We start from the raw sequence: 22,853 nt of genomic DNA on the forward strand, positions 1-22,853 counted from the left end.
AAAAAGGGCTCAATGAGCCCTTTTTTACATCTAGCTAAAACGCTTACTTTTTCTCAAAAGCACGCTTCATATAATTTGGTGTCGCTAATGCGCCGTGGTGAATACCTGCATTATAGTACTCTGTGCTTTGCGCCAGTGTATTTGCATCATCTTCACGAAACCCTGCGAATGCTTCTGACTTACGAGCAAGGGTTACTGACCATAAGCCACTTGGGTAAATTGGCTGTGGGAAAGGCAGAGTTTGTAGATCAACAAAGCCCACTTCTGTCATCGCATCGCGCATTTCTACTAATAGTGGCATATGCATAAGTGGTGATTCACTTTGCTGAATTAAGATACCGCCAGGGCGAAGTGCAGTTAAACAGCTCGTATAGAAAGCATGGTTGAATAAACCTTCGCCTGGACCAACAGGATCTGTACCATCGACAATCACTACATCGATTGATTCAGGGGCTGCTTCACGCATGTACTTGATGCCGTCGTCAAACATCACTGTAGCGCGAGGATCTTGATTTGATTCACACAGCTCAGGGAAGTATTTAAGTGACATTTGTGTCACGACTTCATCGATATCAATTTGTGTTACGCTTTCAACACCTGGGTGCTTTAATACTTCGCGCAATGTACCGCAGTCACCACCACCAATGATCACAACATTTTTTGGATTTGGGTGTGCAAGCAATGCCGGATGGCTGATCATCTCGTGATAAAAAAAGTTTTCACGGCTACTTACCATAGTACAACCGTCAATAATCATCAGATTACCGAAGTCAGTTGTTTCGTACATTTCTACTTTTTGAAATGGCGACTGTTGTTCATCAAGCTTTTTAGTAATGCGTAGTGAAAAGGCACTACCATCACGGTCACTAATTTCAGTGAACCAGTTGTTTTGATCTAAATTAGCCATCTTGCTCATACACTTTTGGTTAATGGTAAAAAAGGGGGGCAATTTTGCCAGTGCTTGACCAATTGCTCAATCAAATTTTAATCAGTATAGCGAATATTTTTTATCACTTTGGCATATAGCGCAATTTTTGTTAGCGTGGTCAGCCCTAGCGTATTAAAATGTGCGTTTATATTTAATGAAATTACAGAAGATATTGCCATGACTTGGGGTTTAGACAAAGCACGCGATACATACAATGTTGCTCACTGGAGTGACGGTTACTTTGACATTAACGCGCAAGGTGAGCTGGTGGCTTACCCTGATGGTGATCAAACTAAAGCTGCGGTGTCTTTATCTGAACTGACCGAGCAATTCAAAAAGCAAGGTCTTACTTTACCTGTACTAGTACGCTTTACTGACATTCTACAAAATCGTGTTGATACTCTGACGAGTGCTTTTACCAAAGCGTGTAACGCCCGTGAATATCAAGGTAGTTATACTTGTGTTTATCCAATTAAGGTTAATCAACAGCGCTCTGTTGTGAGTAAACTACTCGCTCATCCAAGTGGTTTAGTGGGCCTTGAGGCCGGCTCAAAGCCTGAGCTTATGGCGATTTTAGGTGTAGCGAAAGAGCCAATTACCATTGTATGTAATGGCTACAAAGACAGTGAATTTTTGCGCTTGGCCTGTATTGGTCAAGGCATGGGGCACAAGGTTCACATTGTTGTTGAAAAACTCTCTGAACTGACTACCTTGTTAGCTGAAATTGATGACTTAGGAATTGAGCCATCAATCGGTATCCGTATTCGCTTAAACTCGGTAGGTAAAGGTAAATGGCAAAATACCGGTGGTGAAAAAGGCAAGTTTGGTTTAACTGCAGGCCAAGTACTTTCTGCTGTTGAGCTACTTAAGTCGCGTAATAAACTTCATTTAATGCAACTAGTGCATTTCCATATTGGCTCTCAGATTGCCAATATCCGTGATATTCATCGGGCACTGCGTGAATGTGCTCGCCATTTTGCTGAGTTAACTCAGTTAGGCGTGCCACTTAATACAGTTGATGTAGGTGGCGGTTTAGGTGTTGATTATGAAGGGTCTGGTTCACGTAGTTCGTGTTCAATGAACTACAGTGTTGATGAATATGCACGTAATGTAGTGAATGCGTTTGCTGAAGTGTGCCAACAACATGACCTTAAACACCCAGCCATTATTACCGAATCAGGTCGTGCGTTAACAGCGCATCATGCGGTATTAATTACTGATGTTATCGATGTTGAGCGTGCGCCAAATCATGAAAACCCAACAGCGCCTGAGGCCGGTAGCGTATTGGTACTAGATGAAATGTGGCAGTGTTTACAGCGTTTAACACCGCGTATGGCGCTGGAAATTTATCATGATGCAATGCATCTATTTAGTGAAGCTCATGATCAGTATGTGCATGGCTTACTCACTATGCTTGAATGGGCGAAGCTTGAGCAGCTGTATTTCACCATTTTACACCGCGTTCGAGCATCCCTCAGCGAAAATGCCCGTGCCCACCGTGAAGTGTTAGACGATTTAAACGAAAAACTGGCCGACAAGCTATTCGTTAATTTCTCATTATTCCAATCACTGCCTGATGTTTGGGGTATTCAGCAATTATTCCCTGTGATGCCTGTTGAAAACCTACATCAGCCGTTAACGCAACGCGCTATTATTCAAGACATTACCTGTGACTCTGATGGACAAATTCGTAACTATGTTGAAGGTACCGGCATTGAGAGCAGCTTACCTATACCTGAGTACAAGCAAGGCCAGCAATATCACATTGCGATGTTCTTAGTGGGCGCGTATCAAGAAATTTTAGGTGATTTACATAACCTATTCGGCGACACAGATTCAGTGCATGTTGAGCTTACTGAAGCCGGTTATCAGCTGACTAACGCGATTAAAGGTGACAGCGTTAAGGACGTATTAAAGTTTGTTGATTATGATAGTGACATTCTTGCTGAAAACTTTGCAAAACGGGTTAAGTCACTGGCAATTGATGAGCAATCTAAGGCACAATATTTGTCAGAACTAAATGCTGGCCTTTCTGGCTACACGTATTTTGAAGATTAAGCATTAAAGGAATAAGTAGTAATGTCCATGATCCGTTGTGTGTTCAGTTTTTTATTCTACACCCTCAATACACTTTTTTGGTTCGTGCCCATCTTTATTTGTGGCGTGATTAAACTGATCCCAATTAAACCTCTGCAAAAATTAATGAGTTGGGTTGCTAAGCAATGCGCCACTATGTGGGTGAGTTGTAACAGTATTAACCAAAACTTATTTGCTTCTTATAAGCTAAACGTAACCGGACTTGAGCAGCTCAAAGCAAAAGATTGGTACTTGGTGATCGCTAATCATCAAAGTTGGGTAGATATTGTTGTAATGCAACGCGTGTTTAATCGCCGCATTCCTTTTTTAAACTTTTTCTTAAAAAAAGAACTAATTTACGTGCCTTTCTTAGGTCTTGCGTGGTGGGCATTAGATTTTCCCTTTATGACTCGCACTAGCAAATCACAATTAAAGAAAAACCCTAAATTACGTGGCAAGGACTTAGAAACAACGCGCAAAGCTTGCGAAAAGTTCAAAGAAATGCCGGTAAGTATCGTTAACTTTGTTGAAGGCACACGTTTTACTGCCGAAAAACATTCACGCCAAAACAGCCCTTTTGAACACTTGTTAAAGCCAAAAGCGGGCGGGGTTGCGTTTGTTATGCAAGCTATGGGTGAACAAATTTCAAAAGTGGTCAATGTAACCATTCATTATCCTGATGGTATTCCGAGCTTTGTTGATTTTGCCAGTGGTCGTGTTACGCAAGTTGATTTGCGAGTAGAAGTGATGGAAGTGAGCCCTAATTTAATCGGTGATTACACCGGTGATGCTGACTTTAGAGTTAACTTTCAAGCTGAGTTAAATCGCATTTGGGATGAAAAAAATCAGCAGCTAGCCGAGTTAGAAGCAAAAACGCAGTAGTATTGCTAACGCAGTCGAGAGCACATATATGTTAAAGAAATTTTTACCAAATTGGTTAACAGGCATCCTAGTCAGCATTGTTTTGTTTGCTAATGTGATTATTTGGGGCACGCTAGTGCTGCTGTTCGGTGTGCTTAAATTATTACTACCGTTTAAAGTGGTTAGCGATATTCTCCATGTAGCTTATCGTGGTTGGTGCAAAGGTAACCGTTTCGCTTTGTGGTTAGGTTGCCCAACGATTGATATCGATATTAAAGGCAATATCAGTAAAGATGGTTGGTACTTACTTATTTCTAATCATATGAGTTGGCTCGACATTGTTGTGTTAAGTGCGATTGATGTGTTACCTGCGCCAAAATTCTTCTTAAAAGACGAGCTGAAGTATGTGCCGTTCATTGGCACCGGCGCTTGGGCTATGGGTATGCCTTTTATGAAGCGCGTTAGCAAAGCGCAGCTGGCAAAAAATCCCAAGCTGAAAGGACTTGATGTAGAGCGTACCAAACGCAGTTGCCGCGATTTTCGTAATCACCCAACGACTATAATTAACTTTGTTGAAGGCACTCGCTTTACTTGTCAAAAACACAGTAAACAGAATAGCCCGTTTACTTACCTCTTAAAGCCAAAAGCGGGTGGTACTGCATTTGCCCTTGAGGTATTAGGTGAGCAGTTTGATGCATTATTAAATACCTCGATTATTTACCAGGGGGAAGGCGAGCATATTTGCCGAAATCTGATGCGTGGTCGTCTTAATGTCATAAAAGTTGAGATGCATGTGCAAGCAATTAGCGCAGATATGATTGGTGATTATCAGCATGACAGAGCTTTTAGAACAGCTTTTCAACAACATATTAATGAGTTATGGTTGCAAAAAGACGCTCAGCTACTAACTTATCATCAAGCCCAGCAAGCTGAGTACCTTGCCAACATCAATAAAGAGGTTGAAGCGCCATGAAGCAAACTCACCTGCAAGAATTGGTGATGCCTTGGTTTGAATCAATGCCAGACGCGACGCTGTTAAGCGCATTAACGGCGACAGCTATCGGCGTTGGCTCATTACTAATAATCTATACGTTTACCCGCCGCCTGCTACTGCCGGGCATCCAAAAGGTTGTTACTCGTCTTTCACCAGAGCGCATTGGCGCGCTGACACCTATGCTCAATAAGCTCAATCGTCGCTTTGCTGGAGCATTGTGTTGCGTTCTTTATTTGGCAACTTTTGATTACGTATATCCTGTCCATGATGTTGCCTCGTTGGTCCTTAAAACCGTGGGGCAAGTTGCCCTGATCATTTATGGTGGTTTCATTTTAAGTAGTGTGGTGAGTATTGCAGGTGGTATTTATAACCAACTTGACTTTGCCCGTGATATTCCGATTCAGGGTTTGATACAGGTAGTAAAACTTATCACTTTTATGGTTTGTGCCATCCTTATTGTGAGCATTTTACTAGAGAAGTCACCGACATATATTCTCTCAGGTTTTGGTGCGATAGCTGCGGTCACCTTACTGGTGTTCAAAGATACTATTTTGGGTTTTGTAGCCAGTATACAAATTGCAGCTAATCGTTTAGTGACCTATGGTGATTGGATCCAAGTGGATAGCTATGGCGCAGACGGTGAGGTTATCGACCTTGGCTTAAATACCGTAAAAGTACGAAACTGGGATAACACCATTACAACTATCCCAACTTATATGCTGGTTGCTGGATCATTTAAAAACTGGCGAGGTATGCAAGAGTCAGGTGGTCGTCGTATCAAGCGTGCTTTAAATATTGATATGAATAGTATACGTTTAGTCGATGATGCGTTTCGTGAACAAATTGATGCTGCTATCCCACTTAACGATTATATTCGTGTTTCAAGCTTGCCTGATCCGGTGACAAACCTTGGTTTATTCCGTCGTTATGCTGAAGGTTACTTAAAACAGCACGAAAAAATTAATCGTGATTTAACCTTAATGGTGCGTGAGTTACAACCGATGAATCATGGTTTACCCATTGAGTTTTACTGCTTTAGTGAAGATAAGCGCTGGATTTCGTATGAGCACTTGCAAGCAGAGATTATGGATCATCTACTTGCTGTGTTGCCTATATTTGGACTTAGACCTTATCAAAGTGTTACTGGGCAGTTAAGTACAAGCGAATCCCAAACAGGGCTAAAACCAAGTATCAAGGTTGCTAACACTGTGCGTGAAAAAGCTTAAAACTGACTAATCAGTACGCTGATAGCAATAAATCCTAACAATAGCCACCAAATTGGTGGCTTTGCTATTCTTAGCCAAGTAAATGCCGCAATAACTAAAGCTACTTGCCACAGATTTTGCACGGCCGATTGCCAAATAGGTGAATAAAGGGCGGCAGCTAAAAAGCCTACCACGGCGGCATTTAATGCTGAAATACTGCCTGCAAAGCGAGGCTTATCAGCCAGTTGTAGCCAGCTTTTCATAAAAGCTAACATCAATAAAAATCCCGGCAAGAAAATCATGATGGTCGCGACAATTGCACCTATAAGTGGCGTATTTGGAGACACTTGTGCGCCTAGGTATGTTGCTATGGTAAACATTGGTCCTGGAATGGCCTGAGCACTGGCATAAGCAGATAAAAACTGCTCGGTTTCAAGACTCGGCACACCAGCTTGTAAAATGGGTAATACAACGTGGCCGCCGCCAAAGACCATAGCGCCTGTTTGGTAAAATGGGGCAAACAAAGAGAACCACTCGCCTAAAGGTAAAAAGCTCATCAGTAACAAGGCGGTAAATAAACCAAGCGGTAACCAAGCAATTTTCACAGGTTTATGTTCTTGGTTCTCTGGCAGTTTAAGCTGAGGATAAAACCAACCTATGGCTGCAGCTGCAATAAGTACTAAAATTTGACTTGATAACTGTGAAAATACAATCAGCGCAACAGTACTCAGTACTGCCATGAGTTTATGTAAGTGGCTTTTGCAAAAGCTCATTGCCATGCTGTAGGTTGCATCGGCAACGATCACTACAGCAAATAGTTTAAGTCCAGCAATGACTGCAAAGTAAATATCACCAAATTGGTGAGCACTGAGAGCCAGAAAAAACATGATTAAAAATGAGGGCAGGGTAAAGCCTACAAAAGCACAAAGACCTCCCAGTAGCCCACCTTTTTCAACCCCCATTGCAAAGCTAACTTGGCTCGACCCCGGGCCTGGTAACGCTTGGCTCAGGCTAATTAGTTGAGCATAACGTTCTGCTGAAAGCCATTTTAAATTATCAACAAAGTGGCGCTTAAAATAACCAAGGTGTGCTGCAGGACCACCAAAGCTCATACAGCCTAATAAAAAGAATTGTTTAAAGATGATGAATAACATTACTTTTGCCGTTCCAGGGTGAATGTTTCTATTATGACAAAATTGTATGACATTTTTGTGGTTTTTATGACACAAGGCCGTCTACAATATAGAGAACGAGTGAACGTAGTTATGAGTATCACTATGAAACGCTATATTACCTGTTTATTGTTATCGCTATGCAGCAGCTTTGCACTTGCAACTTCTTTTGAGAAGGTTGTGGTGGCTGTTGATCATGCGCCTCCTTATGGCATGGTCACTGAAGATGGTAAAGTGAGCGGCGCGATTGTTGATATTATGCGTGAGGTGCGGCGTACTTTACCAATCAAACTTGAGTATGTTGCTTGCCCGTTTTCTCGTTGTCTGAAAATGCTCGAACAAAATGAACTAGATGTGATGGGCGGACTCATTCGCACCAAAGCGCGTGAACAAAAAATGCAGTTTCTCACCCCTCCATACATGATGTTGTCGTCTTCTTTTGTGTTTTATGCAAGAACTGATAGCGAGCTTGAAATAAATAGCTATCAAGATTTAGCCGGTAAACGTATTGCTGTAATGCGAGGTGCAGCACACTTTCCTCGTTTCGATAACGATAAAACACTTATAAAAGTTGAGGCTTTAAGTGAAAATAATGCATTTGAAATGCTATTAAAAAATCGTGTTGAGCTAGTGATTGCTGTTGAGAGCACAGCTGATCATGCCTCTGTATTTCTGCAGCGACCTTCACAAGAAATCGTAAAAATGCCGTATCGCCATAAAGATGTCATATATGGTCACATTGCGTTAAGTAAACAATTCGCACGCTCAGATTTGGCCGAAAAAATTCAAGAGCGCCTCAATACGTTAGTCCTAAATGGCCGCTTAACAGAATTGGTCAAAAGATATAACTTACCTCCGATTACTACTGTAACACTTGATAAGTAACCCACTCTTCATCGTTTGTTCATAGAAACTCATTCATAATTGTTAACAATTCAATTTGAATAATTGCCATGGAGAGACACATGACTTTTACAAAATCAGTTTTAACAGTGGGCGTTTTAGCCGTTCTTTTAACAGGTTGTGAGACAACTAATACAGGTAAAGGCGCTGCGATTGGCGCCGCAACAGGTGCAGTACTAGGTAAAGCAACAGGTGATCACGACGATAAACGTATCTTCATTGGTGCAGCTATTGGTGCATTAGCTGGTGCAGCCGTTGGCGATTATATGGATAAGCAAGAAGAAGCATTTCGCGATGAGCTAGCGGGCTCTGGTGTTGAAGTGGTTCGTGAAGGCGATAATATCCGTCTGGTCATGCCATCAAACATTACTTTTGCGACAGATCAGTCATATATTTCATCAGGTTTCCACAGCACGCTAGACGCGATTGCTAACGTGATGAATAAGTACGAAAAAACGTATTTAAGTGTTGAAGGTCATACAGATAGCACAGGTAAAGATAGCTACAATATGACGTTGTCTCAGCAGCGTGCACAAAGCGTAAAAGATTACCTAGTTAACCATCAGATCATGTCTGCGCGCATTAGCACAAAAGGTTATGGTGAAACGCGTCCTGTAGCGAGCAATGACTCAGCAAATGGTCGTGCTTTAAACCGTCGCGTAGAAATTCAGATCGTACCAAATACACAAGGTTAGATTTTATACCAATCCGCAATAATACTTAATCATTTTGAGGGATTAAACCTGTCGCTAACTGCGTTAAAAATTTCTGATTTAGAACAACTAAATAACGAAATTTTTGCCTTGTTATCAACGAGGTTTTATTGCCTCAAAATAGACTACTTAATTAAGCTAATTGGTATTACATCTAAAGTTGTGGTCAGGTTTGATATGCCCTTTCAAACCTGACATTCCTCTTTTTTAATCTCGATTAAACTGTAATTCGCACAATTGTTTATACAATGGGTTAGTCTCAAACAATTGCTGATGTGTACCAGTTGCAATTATTTCCCCTTTATCCATTACAACAATTACATCGGCATGTTTAACCGTTGCTAAACGATGGGCAATAATGAGTGTTGTTCTGTCTTTCATTAGATGCTTTAACGCAGCTTGTACATGAAACTCACTTTGTGCATCGAGTGCACTGGTTGCTTCATCAAGCAATAAGATAGCTGGGTCTTTTAATATTGCTCGCGCGAGGACTATGCGTTGTTTTTGCCCACCAGAAAGCCTGACACCTTGCTCCCCTAAAAAGCTGTGATAGCCATCAGGTAGTTGATTAATAAACTCATCGGCATGGGCATATTTAGCCGCAGCATATACTTGTTCGTCGGTGGCGCTTGGGTTGCCATAGCGTATGTTATGCATTACGTCCGAGCTAAATAAAATAGGGTTTTGTGCCACCATACCCATTTGCTGGCGTAAGCAATCAAGGGAAAGCGCTTTTATGTCAATGCCTGCCAGCGAAATACTTCCTGAACTTGGGTCGTAAAAACGTTGCAGTAATTCAAACAGTGTGGTTTTACCAGCGCCTGACGGGCCAACTATAGCGACAGTTTGCCCCCGCTTTACCTGTAAATTCAGTGTATTTAAAGCGGCTTTATCAGGCCTTGAAGGGTAATGGAAAGACACATCATTAAATTGGATAGCAGGGTGGGTGAGCTTGTTTGCTTCAAATTGTGCATCGTTATTCGTATCCGGATTTTGGATCATGCTTTCAACGGCTAGTAGCTCTAACAATCGTGCTGCTGCCCCTGCGGCTCTTTGTAGTTCCCCATATACTTCTGCAACTGTTGCTACAGACATGGCCACCATAATTGCGTAAAACACGAAAGCGCCTAGTTCACCACCTGTCATGGTGCCAGCTAATACGTCACTGCCGCCAACCCAAAGCATCACACTAATGGCACTAAAGGTTAGGAATATAACCGCAGCAATTAAAAACGAGCGCTGTTTGATGCGGCTCTTCGCTACTTGAAACGCTTTGTTTGTCTCTTCGCTAAATGCCGCTTTTTCACGCTCTTCATGGCTATAACTTTGCACGACTTTGATATTTTGAATGATCTCACCTGCATAGGTGCTGATATCGGCAATAGCATCTTGGCTGGAACTTGCGAGCTTTCGTACTTTGCGACCAAAAATCATCATCGGCAGTAGTACTACGGGTACGCAGGCAACAACCACAAGAGTTAGCTTTAGGTTGGTGATAAGTAGCATAGCCAAGCCACCAATCAGCATTAAGCTACTGCGCAATGCCATCGAAAAAGAGGAGCCAATGATAGATTGCAACAAGGTGGTGTCGGTGGTTAGTCGCGACATCAGCTCGCCGCTGCGGTTTTCTTCAAAGTAGCTGGGGTGTAATGTAACGATGCGATCAAACACAGCTTTACGAATATCGTTACTGACTCGCTCACCAATCCACGACATTAAATAAAAGCGACAAAAAGTACCTACAGCCAATAAGCTTATTAAACCAATTAACACCATCACCGCTTGTTGAAGCTGAGCTTGTGAGCCAGCAATAAAGCCATGATCAATAACAAATTTAACGCCTTGTCCAAGTGATAAGTTCACACCAGCGGTGAGCAACAAGGCGCCAAGCGCTGCAAACACCACCCATTTATAGGGTTTTATAAAAGCTAAAATTGGTAACAGGCTGCTAAATGCCGCCTTTTCTTTATTGTTAGGCATGCTAGATTCTTATTGGTGAATAGGGTATAGATATGGTTATCAACGCTCTAAAAATCAACAGTTATTAAGGGATTAGTATGGAATCTACAACGATCAGTGGTCAATTCAGCGTAAAATTAAATCCAATTGGCGGCTATGCCACAGGCCAAGATGGCGTTAATTTAGGACGCATGTCGATTGATAAACAGTTCTCAGGCCCATTAGAGGCAACAAGCCAAGGCGAAATGCTCAGTGCCATGACTGCAACTCAAGGCAGTGCAGGCTATGTAGCAATTGAGCAAGTTGTTGGTAGCTTAGAAGGTAAGCAAGGTAGTTTTGTACTGCAACATTTTGGCACTATGGATAAAGGGACTGACCGATTAACTTTAGAAGTGGTGCCTGACTCCGGTGCTGGAGAGCTTGAAGGTATTTCAGGTAAAATGGCAATTCGAATTGAATCGGGTATTCATTATTATGACTTTGAATACCAACTGATGGACTAACATTACATCAGTTTTATTGTTAATAGAGAATAAAGAATAATGACACTAACTGAGTGGTTGAGTTTAGTTTTAATTTGCGTGATGGGTGCTATGTCTCCGGGGCCAAGTTTAGCTGTGGTTTTAAAGCACAGTCTACATGGAGGTTTGAAGAACGGCATGTTAGCGGCGTTAAGCCATGGTATTGGGGTTGGTTTTTATGCGTGTGCCTCGTTACTTGGCTTAGGCGCGCTGATGACTCAGTTACCAACGCTTTATCAAGTGCTGGTCTATGGCGGTGCAGCATATCTCGCCTATTTGGGGATTCGTATTCTGTTAGCTAAACCTAGCCCGCAAACACTGAATGTTGAGCAGACTAAGCCAAGTCCTCGCATCGCTTTGCAAGATGGTTTTGCCATTGCTTTTTTAAATCCAAAGCTTGCGGTATTCTTTCTAGCCCTATTTTCGCAGTTTATTGACCCAGAGAATCTGACTTTGCAAGTCGGGTTGATCATGTGTTTAACCGTGTTTGTACTCGATACAGGCTGGTATCTACTTGTTGCACTGTTAACCGAAATATCAAAAAAGCGTTTTGGTTTTACTAAGGCGAATCCATGGTTTGAAAAATTGCTAGGGGTAATTTTTATTACCTTAGCAGTTCGCGTCGTTATTACCCTATAAATCTCTCTTTGTTGCGATTACACCACTAATAAAAAGGGAGGTGATCGCAGCTCTCCCCAGTAAGCTCCTATTGCATACGTATTCATCACACAATATTCACCTTTTGGTTACACTTTATTGGTTGTTTTTTGACAACAACAATAACCACAAATACAACACCTCCAACGACAACAGGGTGGGAATCCAATGGGGAAATTCAAGCTAAGTGCGCTTATGCTGGCCTTGGTGGCAGCAAATAGTGCAATGGCGGCGACGGAAGAAGAACGCACATCGGCAAAGGAAGTAGATCCTGAGCTTGAAGTAATTGAAGTGCGCGGCTTCAGTCGCAGCTTAATTCAATCATTAAATCAAAAACGTTTTAGCGACACAGTCTCTGAGCAACTATCAGCTGATGACTTAGGAGCATTACCTGATGTATCGATGGCTGATGCATTAACACGGCTACCGGGGATCTCAGCGGTACGTACCGGTGGCCAAGCTGCCGAAATAAACATCCGCGGTTTATCCGGTGGATTTGTTTTTTCGACATTAAATGGTCGTGAGCAAGTATCTACCAGTGGTAGCCGTAGTATTGAGTTTGACCAATATCCGTCTGAGTTAATCAGTTCGGCGGCGGTGTATAAGTCACCCAAAGCATCACTTATAGAAGGGGGCGTAGCGGGTACAGTAGAGTTACAAACAGCCAGCCCATTGGATAATGACCAGCAACACAAATTTACCGCTAATGTGCGGGGTATGTATAACGACCGTGCTTCAGAGGTATTCGATGCTACCGAATACGGCGATCGTATTAGCTTCTCTTACCAAGGTAAGTTTCTTGACGATACATTAGGTGTCGCATTGGGTTACGCACGTTTATTCCAGCCAAGTGTGGCGACTCAGTTTATCGGCTTTGCATATAACGGCAATAAAGATGTTGATGGGTTAGCAAATGATACCGATGGCCCTGCAGATAACCCTGCTAATGAATACATCAGCGAGGGTTTTGAGCTTCAGCATTTAGGCGGTGAAGAAACCCGTAATGGCTATTTAACCTCGATTGAATGGGCGCCAACCGATAGCTTTAAATTAAAAGGTGATGCGTTTTTATCTCGTTTTGATAGCGAGTCATTTGCCCGTGGTTTCCGGGTTAAGTTCGGTGGCCCATCTGCTGTATATGCTAACCCAGTACTTGATGGTAATGCGGTTATTGGTGGTGCGATTAACCGCACATCAAATAGCTTTACTCGCGTTGAAATCGTTAATGATGATAACCAAGACTTCGATGAAGTAGATAGCTACGGTATTAATGCAGATTGGCAAATTACCGAGCGTTTAAACATGAACGCTGACGTGTCGCTATCACGTGCTAAGAGTAACTTCCGAAATGGTTTACTTTGGGCATTGGTTGCAGAAGATGCTACCGTTGAAAACCCTGTGTTTGATACCAATGTATCACTTAACTATCAATTGAACGGCTTAAACTTACCTGATATTGGCTTTAATCAAGCCGATGCATTTAGCGATATCGACCGAGTTATGGTGAGTAAATACGGTATTTATCCGTATGAAAATGAAGATGAAGTAAAAGCATTTCGACTCGATTTTAAATATGAGTTAGAGAACAATTGGTTTAGCTCAATTGAATTTGGCGCTCGTTATTCAGACCGTGAGTACAGTAATAATCGCTCTGTATTTGAATACGGTAACGATGGCGCATTCTCTTCGACACAGCCGCCACTTCGTCTAACTGACGATATGACTACAGTAGTTGATTGGCAAGGTGAATTTAGTTATTTCCCATCATACTTAGCGATAGATTTAGATAAAGCGCTCAATGCGTGGTTCCCTGATGGTATTCCACAGCCAGTACAAACTTGGGGTAATGCTGATGGTGTTGTTGATTTAGATGGTGATGGTGAGCCAAATGCACAAGGCTATACTACTAACTATTCATGGACCATGCTACAAAGCGGATCAGTTTACGAAGAAGTGGTATCAGCGTATCTTATGCTTAATATTGATACCGAAATTGGTACTCTACCAGTCACAGGTAACCTTGGTATTCGCAGAGTTGATACAGACCAGTCAGCGACAGTACTTGAAAATGTCGGTGGCGATCCGCAGCTTGGTGCGCAATATATTGTCGATGACAATGGCATTGTTAATGACCTTTATGCGCCTAGCGTGTTAGGTATTAAATACACTGATTACTTACCATCGTTAAACCTGAATTTTAAAGTAAGTGACGCGACACAAATTCGTTTTGCTGCGGCAAAAGTGATGGCGCGTGCTCCAATTAACCGTTTAGCAGGTGATGCTAGTGCATCGGTTAACAATGACGGCGAAATTAACGGTTCAAGTACCAATAATCCATTCTTAAAACCTTTCTATGCGGACCAGTACGATATCTCATACGAGCAATACTTTGAAGACACAGATGGTGCTCTGGTTGTTGCTGCGTTTTATAAGAATATTGACTCATTCATAGATACGGTAGCCATAGAGAACTTTGACTTCAAAGGTAATGGTTTTAACGTACCAGAATACATTGTGGACCCTGTCAGCGGTGAGCAAATCGAAACTACTAATGGTGTGTACACTACTGCGGTTAATAATGCCAAAGGTGGTTATATTCGTGGGATTGAGCTTGCCTATACGCAAGTTTTCTCTTTCTTACCATCACCGTTTGAAGGTCTAGGCATTAACGCTAGTTACTCATATACCGAGAGCGAAGTGCAATCTATTACTGATTTAGGTGGCGATTCTGTGTCGCAAGATTTGCCTGGCCTTTCAAACAATGTCTTTAACGGCACACTTTTTTACAGCTATGAAAACTTTGAAACACGTTTGAATGTGCGTTATCGCGATGACTTTGTTTCAGAGCAAGTTGCTGTCAATGAGCAAGTGGTGAATTTTGATGCGGAAACGGTTGTCGATTTCCAAACATCGTATCAGTTCACAGATTCATTCGGCATGTTATTACAAGTGAATAACCTGACTGATGAACCAACACAAAGCTACTTTGGAACAACCAGTAAAACAGGGACCACGCAATTCTTTGGTCGCCAGTTTTATCTAGGTTTTACCTATAACCATTGATCAGTAAGCTGGAGATAAAAACATGAAAATAATAGCTAATTTTAGCCGCTTACTGATTGCATGCAGCATGGTATTGCTAGCTGCATGTGGTGGTGGCGCAAGTAACGATATAGATTCAGGGCAAGTTTTATTGACCTGTAGTGTCCCGCAAGTCCCCAATGAAGCGGGTACTGAGTGTGTTGATCCACCGCCGATTAGTTGTCCGGCACCAACGGTACCTGATGAGAATAATGAAAGCTGTGTAGTTGGTGCTGATCCAACTCTTCCTGACCCTGTGGTTTTCCCCGCAGATGACGAAGCCATTTTATTCTATAACCGCACCAGTGATGATGCCTATGAAGGTTACCGTCTTCACTCATGGAATAATGATGACTGTGATGCGTACGCAGCGCCGTTTGATGCCACTGATTGGGCCAATGGGCATGAATACGATGGTATTGATCCTAACTATGGTGCGTACTGGATTGTAAAACTAAAAGAAGGTTATAACGAGTGTGCTAACTTCATCGTGCATATTGGTACCGAAGGATCTGGCAAAGCGTTTGGTGATGTCGATTTAAAAATGCCATTGATGCAGGACGATGAAAAGTTCCAACGAATGAACTTTACTATTCATGGTGAACCATCAGTATTTGAATACCCAATTGTTAGCTTAGGTGAGCGCCCGGTGAGTATTTCTGGTGCATCAGCGCATTGGATTGATTTATCTACTGTGATTTACCAGCCAAGTAATGAGCTGACTAGTATTATTAAATTACACTCGTCAAGCAGTGCAGATTTAGCTGTCGATGAAGATACTGGTGAGTTAAATGGTCAAGTGGTTGAGCTTACATCGACATCTTTGAGCGATGAACAAATCGCTAAAGTGCCACACCTTGCTGGATGGAATGCATACCAAGGTAGCTGGGATGCAACTGCAGCAAAAGAGCTTATTAAACAACAGTTGGTTGTGGCAGGCTATGATGCTGATGGCAAGCTAATTGAAGCAACCTATGTGCAAACAGCTAAAGCCCTAGATGATTTATATACCAGTGGCGAAAGTGACGCTAATGAAGCACAACTAGGTGTGCATTACACCAATAATGGCATTGATGTGTCGGTATGGGCGCCGACTGCCAGCAATATGAAATTAGCGCTTTATGATGCTGATAAAACAGAGCTTGAACAACTTGCTATGACCTTTGATAGCGCAACGGGTATTTGGTCAAGCAATCTCGATATCAGTCACGATCGTCATTACTACCGCTTTATGTTTGATGTTTATCATCCTACGACTAAGAAAATTGAAAGCTTATGGAGCACAGATCCCTATTCATTGAACGTTTCAACCAATGGTTTATACAGCCAACTGGTTAACCTTGATGATGAGGATACTAAACCGACCGGTTGGGATGAGCGTATGGTGCCAACGGTTGATTACCCTGAGCAAGCGGTCATTTACGAAGGCCATGTGCGTGATTTTAGTGTTCGTGATGAAACGGTCAGTGAAGCAAACCGTGGTAAGTATCTTGCGTTTACTGAGCTTGATAGTGCACCAATGCAACATCTTAAAAAGCTAGCTGATAATGGCTTAACACATTTTCATTTACTGCCACTGACAGATATTGGCACCATTGATGAAGATGCCAGTCAGCGTGTTGATATTACCGCAACCTTAGGTGATTTATGTAGCCGCATTGACGACAATGCAGATGCATGTAAAACCGAAGACAAAAACGCATTAATTGTTGACCTTATGGCGTCATACCTACCTGGCTCTGATGATGCACAAGCGCTTGCCAATGCAATGCGTGGTGTTGATAGCTTTAACTGGGGTTATGATCCGCACCACTTTATTGCTCCAGAAGGTTCTTACGCTTCATCGCCAGAAGGTATAGCGCGAGTTAAAGAGACGCGTGCGATGATACAGTCTTTACAAGAAATTGGTTTGCGTGTTGTGCTTGATGTTGTTTACAACCACACTACATCATCAGGTGTCTGGGACAAATCAGTCTTCGATAAACTGGTACCAGGTTATTACCATAGATACAACGAAACATCGGGTGATATTGAGCGCTCAACGTGTTGTGAAAATACTGCAACAGAACATGTCATGATGGATAAGTTTGTTGCTGACTCTATGGTGATTCTAGCTCGTGATTTTGGTTACGATAGCTTCCGCTTTGACGTGATGGGGCATATGCCAAAAGCATCAATTATGACTGCACTTAGTGCAGTGCAAGCAGTTGACCCTGATACCTATTTCTACGGTGAAGGGTGGAACTTTGGTGAAGTGGCAGATAACCGTTTGTTTGTGCAAGCGAAACAAATGGATATGGCTGGCACTGAGGTAGGTACCTTTAATGACCGTATCCGTGAAGCAATTCGCGGTGGTGCGTTCTTTAGCAATAATGCCACAGATGGCAACTTATCTGAGCAAGATACGTTGCGTTTATCACTGGCAGGTAACTTACAAAACTACATTCTTAAAGACTTTAAAGGTAATTCAGCAAAAGGCAGCAGCTTTAGCTGGAGTGGTCAGCCAGCGGCTTACGCCCTTGACCCGGCTGACAGCATTAACTATGTCTCTAAGCATGATAACGAAACACTATGGGATCAGCTGCAATACAAGCACGGCACTAACTTAAGTATTGAAGAGCGTGTACGTGTTCACAATATGGCTCTAGCTATGCCACTGATGAGCCAAGGTATTCCATTTATGCAAATGGGTGCGGATATGTTGCGCTCTAAATCAATGGATCGTAACAGCTATGATTCTGGTGATTGGTTCAACTTTGTTGATTTTAGTATGGATACCAATAACTGGAATGTAGGCCTACCGCCTGCGCAAGATAACCAAGCGAAGTGGGGCGAAATTGCGCCTATTTCAGCAAATCCTAACGCACAAGCGATGGCAAGTGACATTGAGTACGCAAGTAATGTATTTACTGAATTCTTGGCAATTCGTAGTGCCAGCCCACTCTTTAGTTTAACCACAGAGCAAGACATTTTAGACCGTGTTGGCTTTCACAATATTGGTAAGCGTCAACAGCAAGGTTTAGTAGTGATGAGTATCGATGATGGCGTTGGGTTGACTGACCTAGATAGCCAATACGATGCCATTGTAGTGGTTATGAACGGTACTGAGCAAAGCTTATCGCATACGGTATCAACTGCTGCGGGTTTTGAGCTTCACCCTGTTTTAAAAGCGAGTGTTGACTCAAGTATGTCAGCGGCAAGCTTTATAGCTGGTGAGGGTGAAGGTACCTTTAATGTTCCGCCATATACTGTTGCAGTGTTTGTGAAACCACAAGGTGATGCACAAGGCGAAGGCCTAAGTGCGGATGCTACTGTAGGTGCGCCAGATATCGTGCCATTTGGTAGCACAACGGTTTATGTTCGTGGCTCATTAAACGACTGGGGCACGGCAAATAGCTTTGAATATGTGGGTAATGGCGAGTACAAAATTGCGATTCCTCTAACAGCGGGTAGCTATGAGTTTAAAGTCGCTTCTGAAGATTGGTCTACCGTTGATTTTGGTGCGCTTTCTGCAGATGATGCTGAAGTGATCGAAGGCGAAGATGAGCCATTGACACGCAGTGGTGCCAATATGACCTTTACGGCGGCAATGGATGCTATTTATGTATTCTCATTCGATGCCACAGACACCGATAACCCAATACTTAAGGTATATAACGAAGAGCCATTTGTTAGCACACCGATTTATGTACGCGGTAGCTTAAACGATTGGGGTACCAGTGACGAGTTGATGTATCAAGGTAAAGGTATTTACACCTTCACTAAACAATTATCTGCAGGTAGCTATGAATTCAAAGTGGCCTCTGAGGATTGGAGCACGGTGGATTATGGCTCAGGTGAGAGTAGTGCGGCTGTGACTTTAGGCACAGAAAAACAGCTTGCAGTAAAAGGTGCAAACATGACAATTGATATTACAACCGATGGTCAATATCAGTTTGTATTTGACGCCAGTAATCTCGAAGAGCCTCTTATGGCCGTGTTCAACGCAGAAATGTTTGGGGAAACTCAAGTATACTTACGCGGCAGCGTCAATGGCTGGGGAACGGATAACCCTCTAATTTATGCAGGTGATGCGATGTACAGTACAACCATGACATTAGAAGCTGGTGACTATGAGTTCAAAGTTGCTTCTGAAGATTGGAGTACAGTAGATTATGGCGGCAGTGGTGATGCACCTGTCGCTGTGATTGGTGAAGCGGCCTTACTAGAAGCCGTTGGTGCTAATATCGCCTTGAATATCCCGACAGCGGGTGATTACCGTTTTACCGTGCAAGGACCCGATCTGAGTAAACTAACAGTGACGGTTGAAGCAGTGGAATAGCTTTCCCTGCAGTACCTTTAAGCCGGGCTTAGCTCGGCTTTTTTTGTATTTAATGAAAAGTTTGTATATTGTCATAACTCTTATCAAGGAGTCTATGATGACAGAAACCAGTTTATTGAGTGCCAGTTTTGATCCCAAAGTAAAACGGTATTGGTTATTACTGGGTATTTTTACCTGTATGATTAGTATGGTAGGTATCCCTTTCATTCCCATTGTTGCGTTAATAATCTGGCTGGTGGCAGGGCGTATTTTAGCGGCGATGTCAGCTACTTTGTTAACTCGTAAATTAGTGGTGAAGCGTGGTGTCTTTTTTAAAGAAGAAAAGTCGATCCCACTTGAAAAAATAACCGATGTAGCACTAAGTCAAGGTCCCTTAATGCGTCAATTTGGTCTCTATCGACTGAGCTTTGAAACGGCAGGTCAGTCGGGGCAAGGTGCATTGGTATCATTACTCGGAGTGATTGATGCTGAGAAGTTTCGCGAAGCAATCTTGAAACAAAAAGATGAGATGACTCAAACTAGCAGCGCTAAACCAGAGCATCAACCTGAAGACAGTCAGTTAGAACTGCTACGTTCACTTACTTATAGCGTAAAAAACATTGAGCAAATGTTAGTTACGCTATTAGATGAAAAGCGTTAGGCCATTTGTAAAGTAGGGCTACCAGCTTGTACGCTGAGCGCTTTTTGACGCTCGTTAAGCATAGTGTAATCGGCTGTTTTGACACTACTTACATAATGTCACTGGGCAACTGCTTGTTGCTGAGTAAAGGTGACAGTTAAGTAGCCGCGTTCAACTAAGTTGTTATAAGCTAAGTCGTTAACCAGCAATGCAATGACTTGCTCAATTTGTGCGACAGCTTCGCTCGATTGTGTATTTAACGCTAAGTAGTTCTCAAGTCCTGGTGAAGAAACCGAAGATGTCGCAAACTCAACACCGGCAGCGGCTTGAGCAGAAACAGGATTGCTGGCATCAGTGACTAATTGTCCTGCCCAGCTGTTATGTGTATCACCCGCTAAAACGACAAGGTTCTTTTGCGCTGCAATTGCTGTCCCAAGTATTACCTCACGTTCATAAGCATAGCCATCCCATGCATCAAGATTATAGGGCGCTGTCGTTTCTACGCGTGCTCGCTCTTGTGCTGTAACACTTTGATCTCCAGCTAAAATGCGTCCTTTAATTTGCGCAAGCTCACTAAATAACGTGTTTGCTTGAGCAAGTAATGCCGATGGATCAGCACCGCTAGCTTGAATTACTTGAATATTCATTAGTAATTGCAGAATCTCAAATGGCAAATGCATTTTAGTCATCAGCACTTGTTGTCCAAGTACTTGCCATTGTGTTGTTGCTGTCGTTAAACCATCGGTAAGCCAAGTGAGTTGCTCGTTACCTAATAAAGCACGAGTAGGTGAGCTGATTGCTGCAACAAAGTCAGTTTGCCCTTGGCTAGTAGCCAAATCGAAATCAGCATAGTTAATTTGTTCATCGCGAGCTAAAACACGGGTATCGAGCATGTGTAATGACACTAAATTGCCAAACTCAAAGCGTCGATAAATACGTTCTTTATCGGCGACATTGCGTATTGGCATCCATTCGAAATAAGCTTGTAGCGCATGCATTTTTCGCTCGCTAAATTCACCTTCGCCGTCGTTGTGATTTTCTGCGCCACTGTGCCATGTATCATTTGCTATTTCGTGGTCGTCCCAAACAGTAATAAATGCACAATGACTATGGGCAGCTTGTAGGTTCTCGTCTTTACGATAATGGCCGTAACGTTTGCGGTAATCAGCTAAAGAAATGATTTCATCGCTATTGTCATCAGGTAATAAACGGCCTAGTTCGGCAGCATCTTCAGTCGCATAGCCTGTATTACCATATTCATAGATGTAGTCACCTAAGTGTAGTACTGCATCTAAATCGGTTTGTTTTGCGATTTCACCATACACATGGAAGTAGCCAGCAGGATAGTTAGCGCAAGAGACAACGGCAAATTTTACTTGTTCTATGTTGTCGGTTGGAAGCGTTTTACCTGCTCCAGTAGGTGACGTTTTACCATTACTTATGAAGCGGTAGTAATAGGTGGTGTTGGCATCGAGACCTTGCAGATCAACTTTCAAGGTATAGTCGGTTGCATCACTTACTTGAGTTTCGCCATCATGGCTTATAGTTGTGAAGTTAGCATCCGTTGAGGCTTGCCAAACTACGTTAACACTTTTGACGTTTTCAAGTGGGGTTATGCGAGTCCAAATGATGAGGCTATCAGCTAGCGGGTCGCCACTAGCAACACCGTGATCAAAGCTGACAGGGGTCTGCTTTGTGGTTTCCTCATCATCGTCATTAAGACTACAGCCAGTTAAACCGAAAGATAAAACGGCGGCTCCAAAACCAGCCGCCGATGCTTTTAAAAAGCGTCTGCGTGTAAAAGTCATTGCTCTGTACCTACAAATAGAAAAGTACGAGCTTATCCGACCAGTGTTACTATTCTATGAAGCTAAAACACTTGGCAAATTTGTTCTGCATTACAGGTGATTACAGTGACATTTTCGTAGCCAACACGAGTAAGTGCTTCGGCACTAAGTGTGGCACGGGCACTACTTGCACAGTGTAAGTAAATTGGCCTTGCAGGATCTTTTTCAATTTCCATTAATTTCATTTCAAGTACACCGCGCGGGATATTAATAGCACCTGTCGCTGCTTTTGTGGCGTGTTCAGCCGGCTCACGTACGTCTATTAATAAACCGTGATTTTCGCTTAATTCTTGTTTTGCTTGGTCAGCGTTAATGCGGCGCTGGTTTGGGGCAATAATTTTCATTAAGTCAGGAATTGGTGTCAGCATACTAATCCTCCATGCCAAGTTTGCGTAAAATAGTGATCATTGGGCACCACTTAGTGAATGCCGATTGAATTAAGTTTAGAGCAATAAATACCGTAAACCAAATCCACAACGGACTGTGAAACTGTTGTAGCAACAATGAAATACAGATCATTACACCAGCAATTAGGCGAAGCGCGTCATTTAGTTTCATAATAAGACCTCAATAACAGAGTGATGCATTCAATATATTAGAAAAACCTACATTAGTAAATTCTAATATTAGACTTTTCTAATATATCAATCTATACTTTAGCGGTATTTAAGAATATAGAGTAGTGTGACTATGAACATCGATTTTGCGGCTATGGCCGACAATGTGGAACAAGCAGAGCAAATGCTAAAGATATTGGCGAATAAAAATCGCTTGATGATCTTATGTTCGCTGCAAGATGGTGAAATGAGCGTGAGCGAATTAAACGAAGCTGTGCCGTTGGCACAGTCAGCATTATCGCAACACTTAGCGGCGCTGAGAAAAGCGCAGATAGTCTCGACTCGACGTGAAAGCCAAACTATCTATTATCGCGTGGTTGATAAAAACGTGGTATCGATCTTAGCGACCCTACATGGCTTATTTTGCAAAGGTAATTAA

Annotated in this window: 17 protein-coding genes and 1 pseudogene; 12 read left to right on the plus strand and 6 right to left on the minus strand. The window is 42.5% G+C overall.

The annotated features are described in order from the left end of the window. Positions 1-43: 43 nt before the first annotated feature. A complete protein-coding gene (speE, locus tag J8Z25_RS00985) occupies positions 44-907 on the minus strand; it encodes a polyamine aminopropyltransferase (RefSeq protein ID WP_054562846.1) in 864 nt (287 codons plus the stop codon). Positions 908-1,105: 198 nt separating this feature from the next. On the opposite strand from speE, the gene speA reads away from it, so the two are divergent. The 4 genes from speA to J8Z25_RS01005 are packed head-to-tail and all read left to right on the plus strand — an operon-like array spanning position 1,106 to position 6,085. Then, positions 1,106-2,986 carry a biosynthetic arginine decarboxylase gene (gene speA, locus J8Z25_RS00990; RefSeq protein WP_130049971.1) on the plus strand — a complete coding sequence of 627 codons (1,881 nt, stop codon included), beginning with the start codon at positions 1,106-1,108 and terminating at the stop codon, positions 2,984-2,986. Positions 2,987-3,007: 21 nt separating this feature from the next. Then, positions 3,008-3,886: a 1-acylglycerol-3-phosphate O-acyltransferase, YihG family gene (gene yihG, locus J8Z25_RS00995; RefSeq protein ID WP_130049970.1), complete on the plus strand. Its 879-nt coding sequence runs from the start codon at positions 3,008-3,010 to the stop codon at positions 3,884-3,886. A 28-nt stretch (positions 3,887-3,914) separates the two neighbouring features. Continuing rightward, positions 3,915-4,838, plus strand: a complete 924-nt coding sequence (yihG, locus tag J8Z25_RS01000; protein ID WP_130049969.1) for a 1-acylglycerol-3-phosphate O-acyltransferase, YihG family — start codon at positions 3,915-3,917, stop codon at positions 4,836-4,838. Further along, positions 4,835-6,085 carry a mechanosensitive ion channel family protein gene (locus J8Z25_RS01005; RefSeq protein ID WP_130049968.1) on the plus strand — a complete coding sequence of 417 codons (1,251 nt, stop codon included), beginning with the start codon at positions 4,835-4,837 and terminating at the stop codon, positions 6,083-6,085. Before yihG (J8Z25_RS01000) ends, J8Z25_RS01005 begins: the two co-directional genes overlap by 4 nt. On the opposite strand, the gene chrA is transcribed toward J8Z25_RS01005, so the two are convergent. Further along, on the minus strand, positions 6,082-7,218 hold the full coding sequence (gene chrA, locus J8Z25_RS01010) for a chromate efflux transporter (protein WP_250661537.1): 1,137 nt from the start codon (positions 7,216-7,218) through the stop codon (positions 6,082-6,084). The genes J8Z25_RS01005 and chrA overlap by 4 nt on opposite strands. A gap of 33 nt (positions 7,219-7,251) precedes the next feature. On the opposite strand from chrA, the gene J8Z25_RS01015 reads away from it, so the two are divergent. Next, positions 7,252-8,121 (plus strand): substrate-binding periplasmic protein, encoded by an 870-nt coding sequence (locus J8Z25_RS01015; RefSeq protein WP_130049966.1) that lies wholly within the window; start codon positions 7,252-7,254, stop codon positions 8,119-8,121. 80 nt (positions 8,122-8,201) lie between these two features. Continuing rightward, the gene (locus tag J8Z25_RS01020; RefSeq protein ID WP_130049965.1) at positions 8,202-8,834 is read left to right on the plus strand and encodes a YiaD family glycine zipper/OmpA-like lipoprotein; all 633 of its coding nucleotides are present in this window, start codon (positions 8,202-8,204) and stop codon (positions 8,832-8,834) included. 225 nt (positions 8,835-9,059) lie between these two features. On the opposite strand, the gene J8Z25_RS01025 is transcribed toward J8Z25_RS01020, so the two are convergent. Then, a complete protein-coding gene (locus J8Z25_RS01025) occupies positions 9,060-10,832 on the minus strand; it encodes an ABC transporter transmembrane domain-containing protein (protein WP_250661538.1) in 1,773 nt (590 codons plus the stop codon). A 77-nt stretch (positions 10,833-10,909) separates the two neighbouring features. On the opposite strand from J8Z25_RS01025, the gene J8Z25_RS01030 reads away from it, so the two are divergent. The 5 genes from J8Z25_RS01030 to J8Z25_RS01050 all read left to right on the plus strand — a co-directional run bounded on the left by J8Z25_RS01030 (position 10,910) and on the right by J8Z25_RS01050 (position 20,031). Further along, a complete protein-coding gene (locus tag J8Z25_RS01030) occupies positions 10,910-11,314 on the plus strand; it encodes a DUF3224 domain-containing protein (protein ID WP_130049963.1) in 405 nt (134 codons plus the stop codon). A 39-nt stretch (positions 11,315-11,353) separates the two neighbouring features. Then, complete coding sequence (locus J8Z25_RS01035; RefSeq protein ID WP_250661539.1) at positions 11,354-11,971, plus strand: LysE family translocator; 618 nt, start codon at positions 11,354-11,356, stop codon at positions 11,969-11,971. Positions 11,972-12,157: 186 nt separating this feature from the next. Then, positions 12,158-15,052 carry a TonB-dependent receptor gene (locus tag J8Z25_RS01040; protein ID WP_178926505.1) on the plus strand — a complete coding sequence of 965 codons (2,895 nt, stop codon included), beginning with the start codon at positions 12,158-12,160 and terminating at the stop codon, positions 15,050-15,052. A 22-nt stretch (positions 15,053-15,074) separates the two neighbouring features. Further along, the gene (locus J8Z25_RS01045; RefSeq protein WP_250661540.1) at positions 15,075-19,391 is read left to right on the plus strand and encodes an alpha-1,6-glucosidase domain-containing protein; all 4,317 of its coding nucleotides are present in this window, start codon (positions 15,075-15,077) and stop codon (positions 19,389-19,391) included. A 97-nt stretch (positions 19,392-19,488) separates the two neighbouring features. Next, positions 19,489-20,031 carry a PH domain-containing protein gene (locus tag J8Z25_RS01050; RefSeq protein WP_130052212.1) on the plus strand — a complete coding sequence of 181 codons (543 nt, stop codon included), beginning with the start codon at positions 19,489-19,491 and terminating at the stop codon, positions 20,029-20,031. Here the strand turns inward: J8Z25_RS01050 and J8Z25_RS01055 are convergent. The 3 genes and pseudogenes from J8Z25_RS01055 to J8Z25_RS01065 all read right to left on the minus strand — a co-directional run bounded on the left by J8Z25_RS01055 (position 20,028) and on the right by J8Z25_RS01065 (position 22,415). Further along, positions 20,028-21,818: pseudogene (locus J8Z25_RS01055) on the minus strand (alkaline phosphatase D family protein). The gene J8Z25_RS01050 and the pseudogene J8Z25_RS01055 overlap by 4 nt on opposite strands. 62 nt (positions 21,819-21,880) lie before the next feature. Beyond that, a complete protein-coding gene (locus J8Z25_RS01060; RefSeq protein ID WP_130049958.1) occupies positions 21,881-22,225 on the minus strand; it encodes a rhodanese-like domain-containing protein in 345 nt (114 codons plus the stop codon). A gap of 1 nt (position 22,226) precedes the next feature. Continuing rightward, the gene (locus tag J8Z25_RS01065; RefSeq protein ID WP_054562832.1) at positions 22,227-22,415 is read right to left on the minus strand and encodes a YgaP family membrane protein; all 189 of its coding nucleotides are present in this window, start codon (positions 22,413-22,415) and stop codon (positions 22,227-22,229) included. A gap of 132 nt (positions 22,416-22,547) precedes the next feature. Here J8Z25_RS01065 and J8Z25_RS01070 point away from each other — a divergent pair, with 132 nt between their 5' ends. Further along, on the plus strand, positions 22,548-22,853 hold the full coding sequence (locus J8Z25_RS01070; RefSeq protein ID WP_130049957.1) for an ArsR/SmtB family transcription factor: 306 nt from the start codon (positions 22,548-22,550) through the stop codon (positions 22,851-22,853).

Source organism: Pseudoalteromonas sp. SCSIO 43101, assembly GCF_023650775.1.
Classification (GTDB): Bacteria; Pseudomonadota; Gammaproteobacteria; order Enterobacterales; family Alteromonadaceae; genus Pseudoalteromonas; species Pseudoalteromonas apostichopi.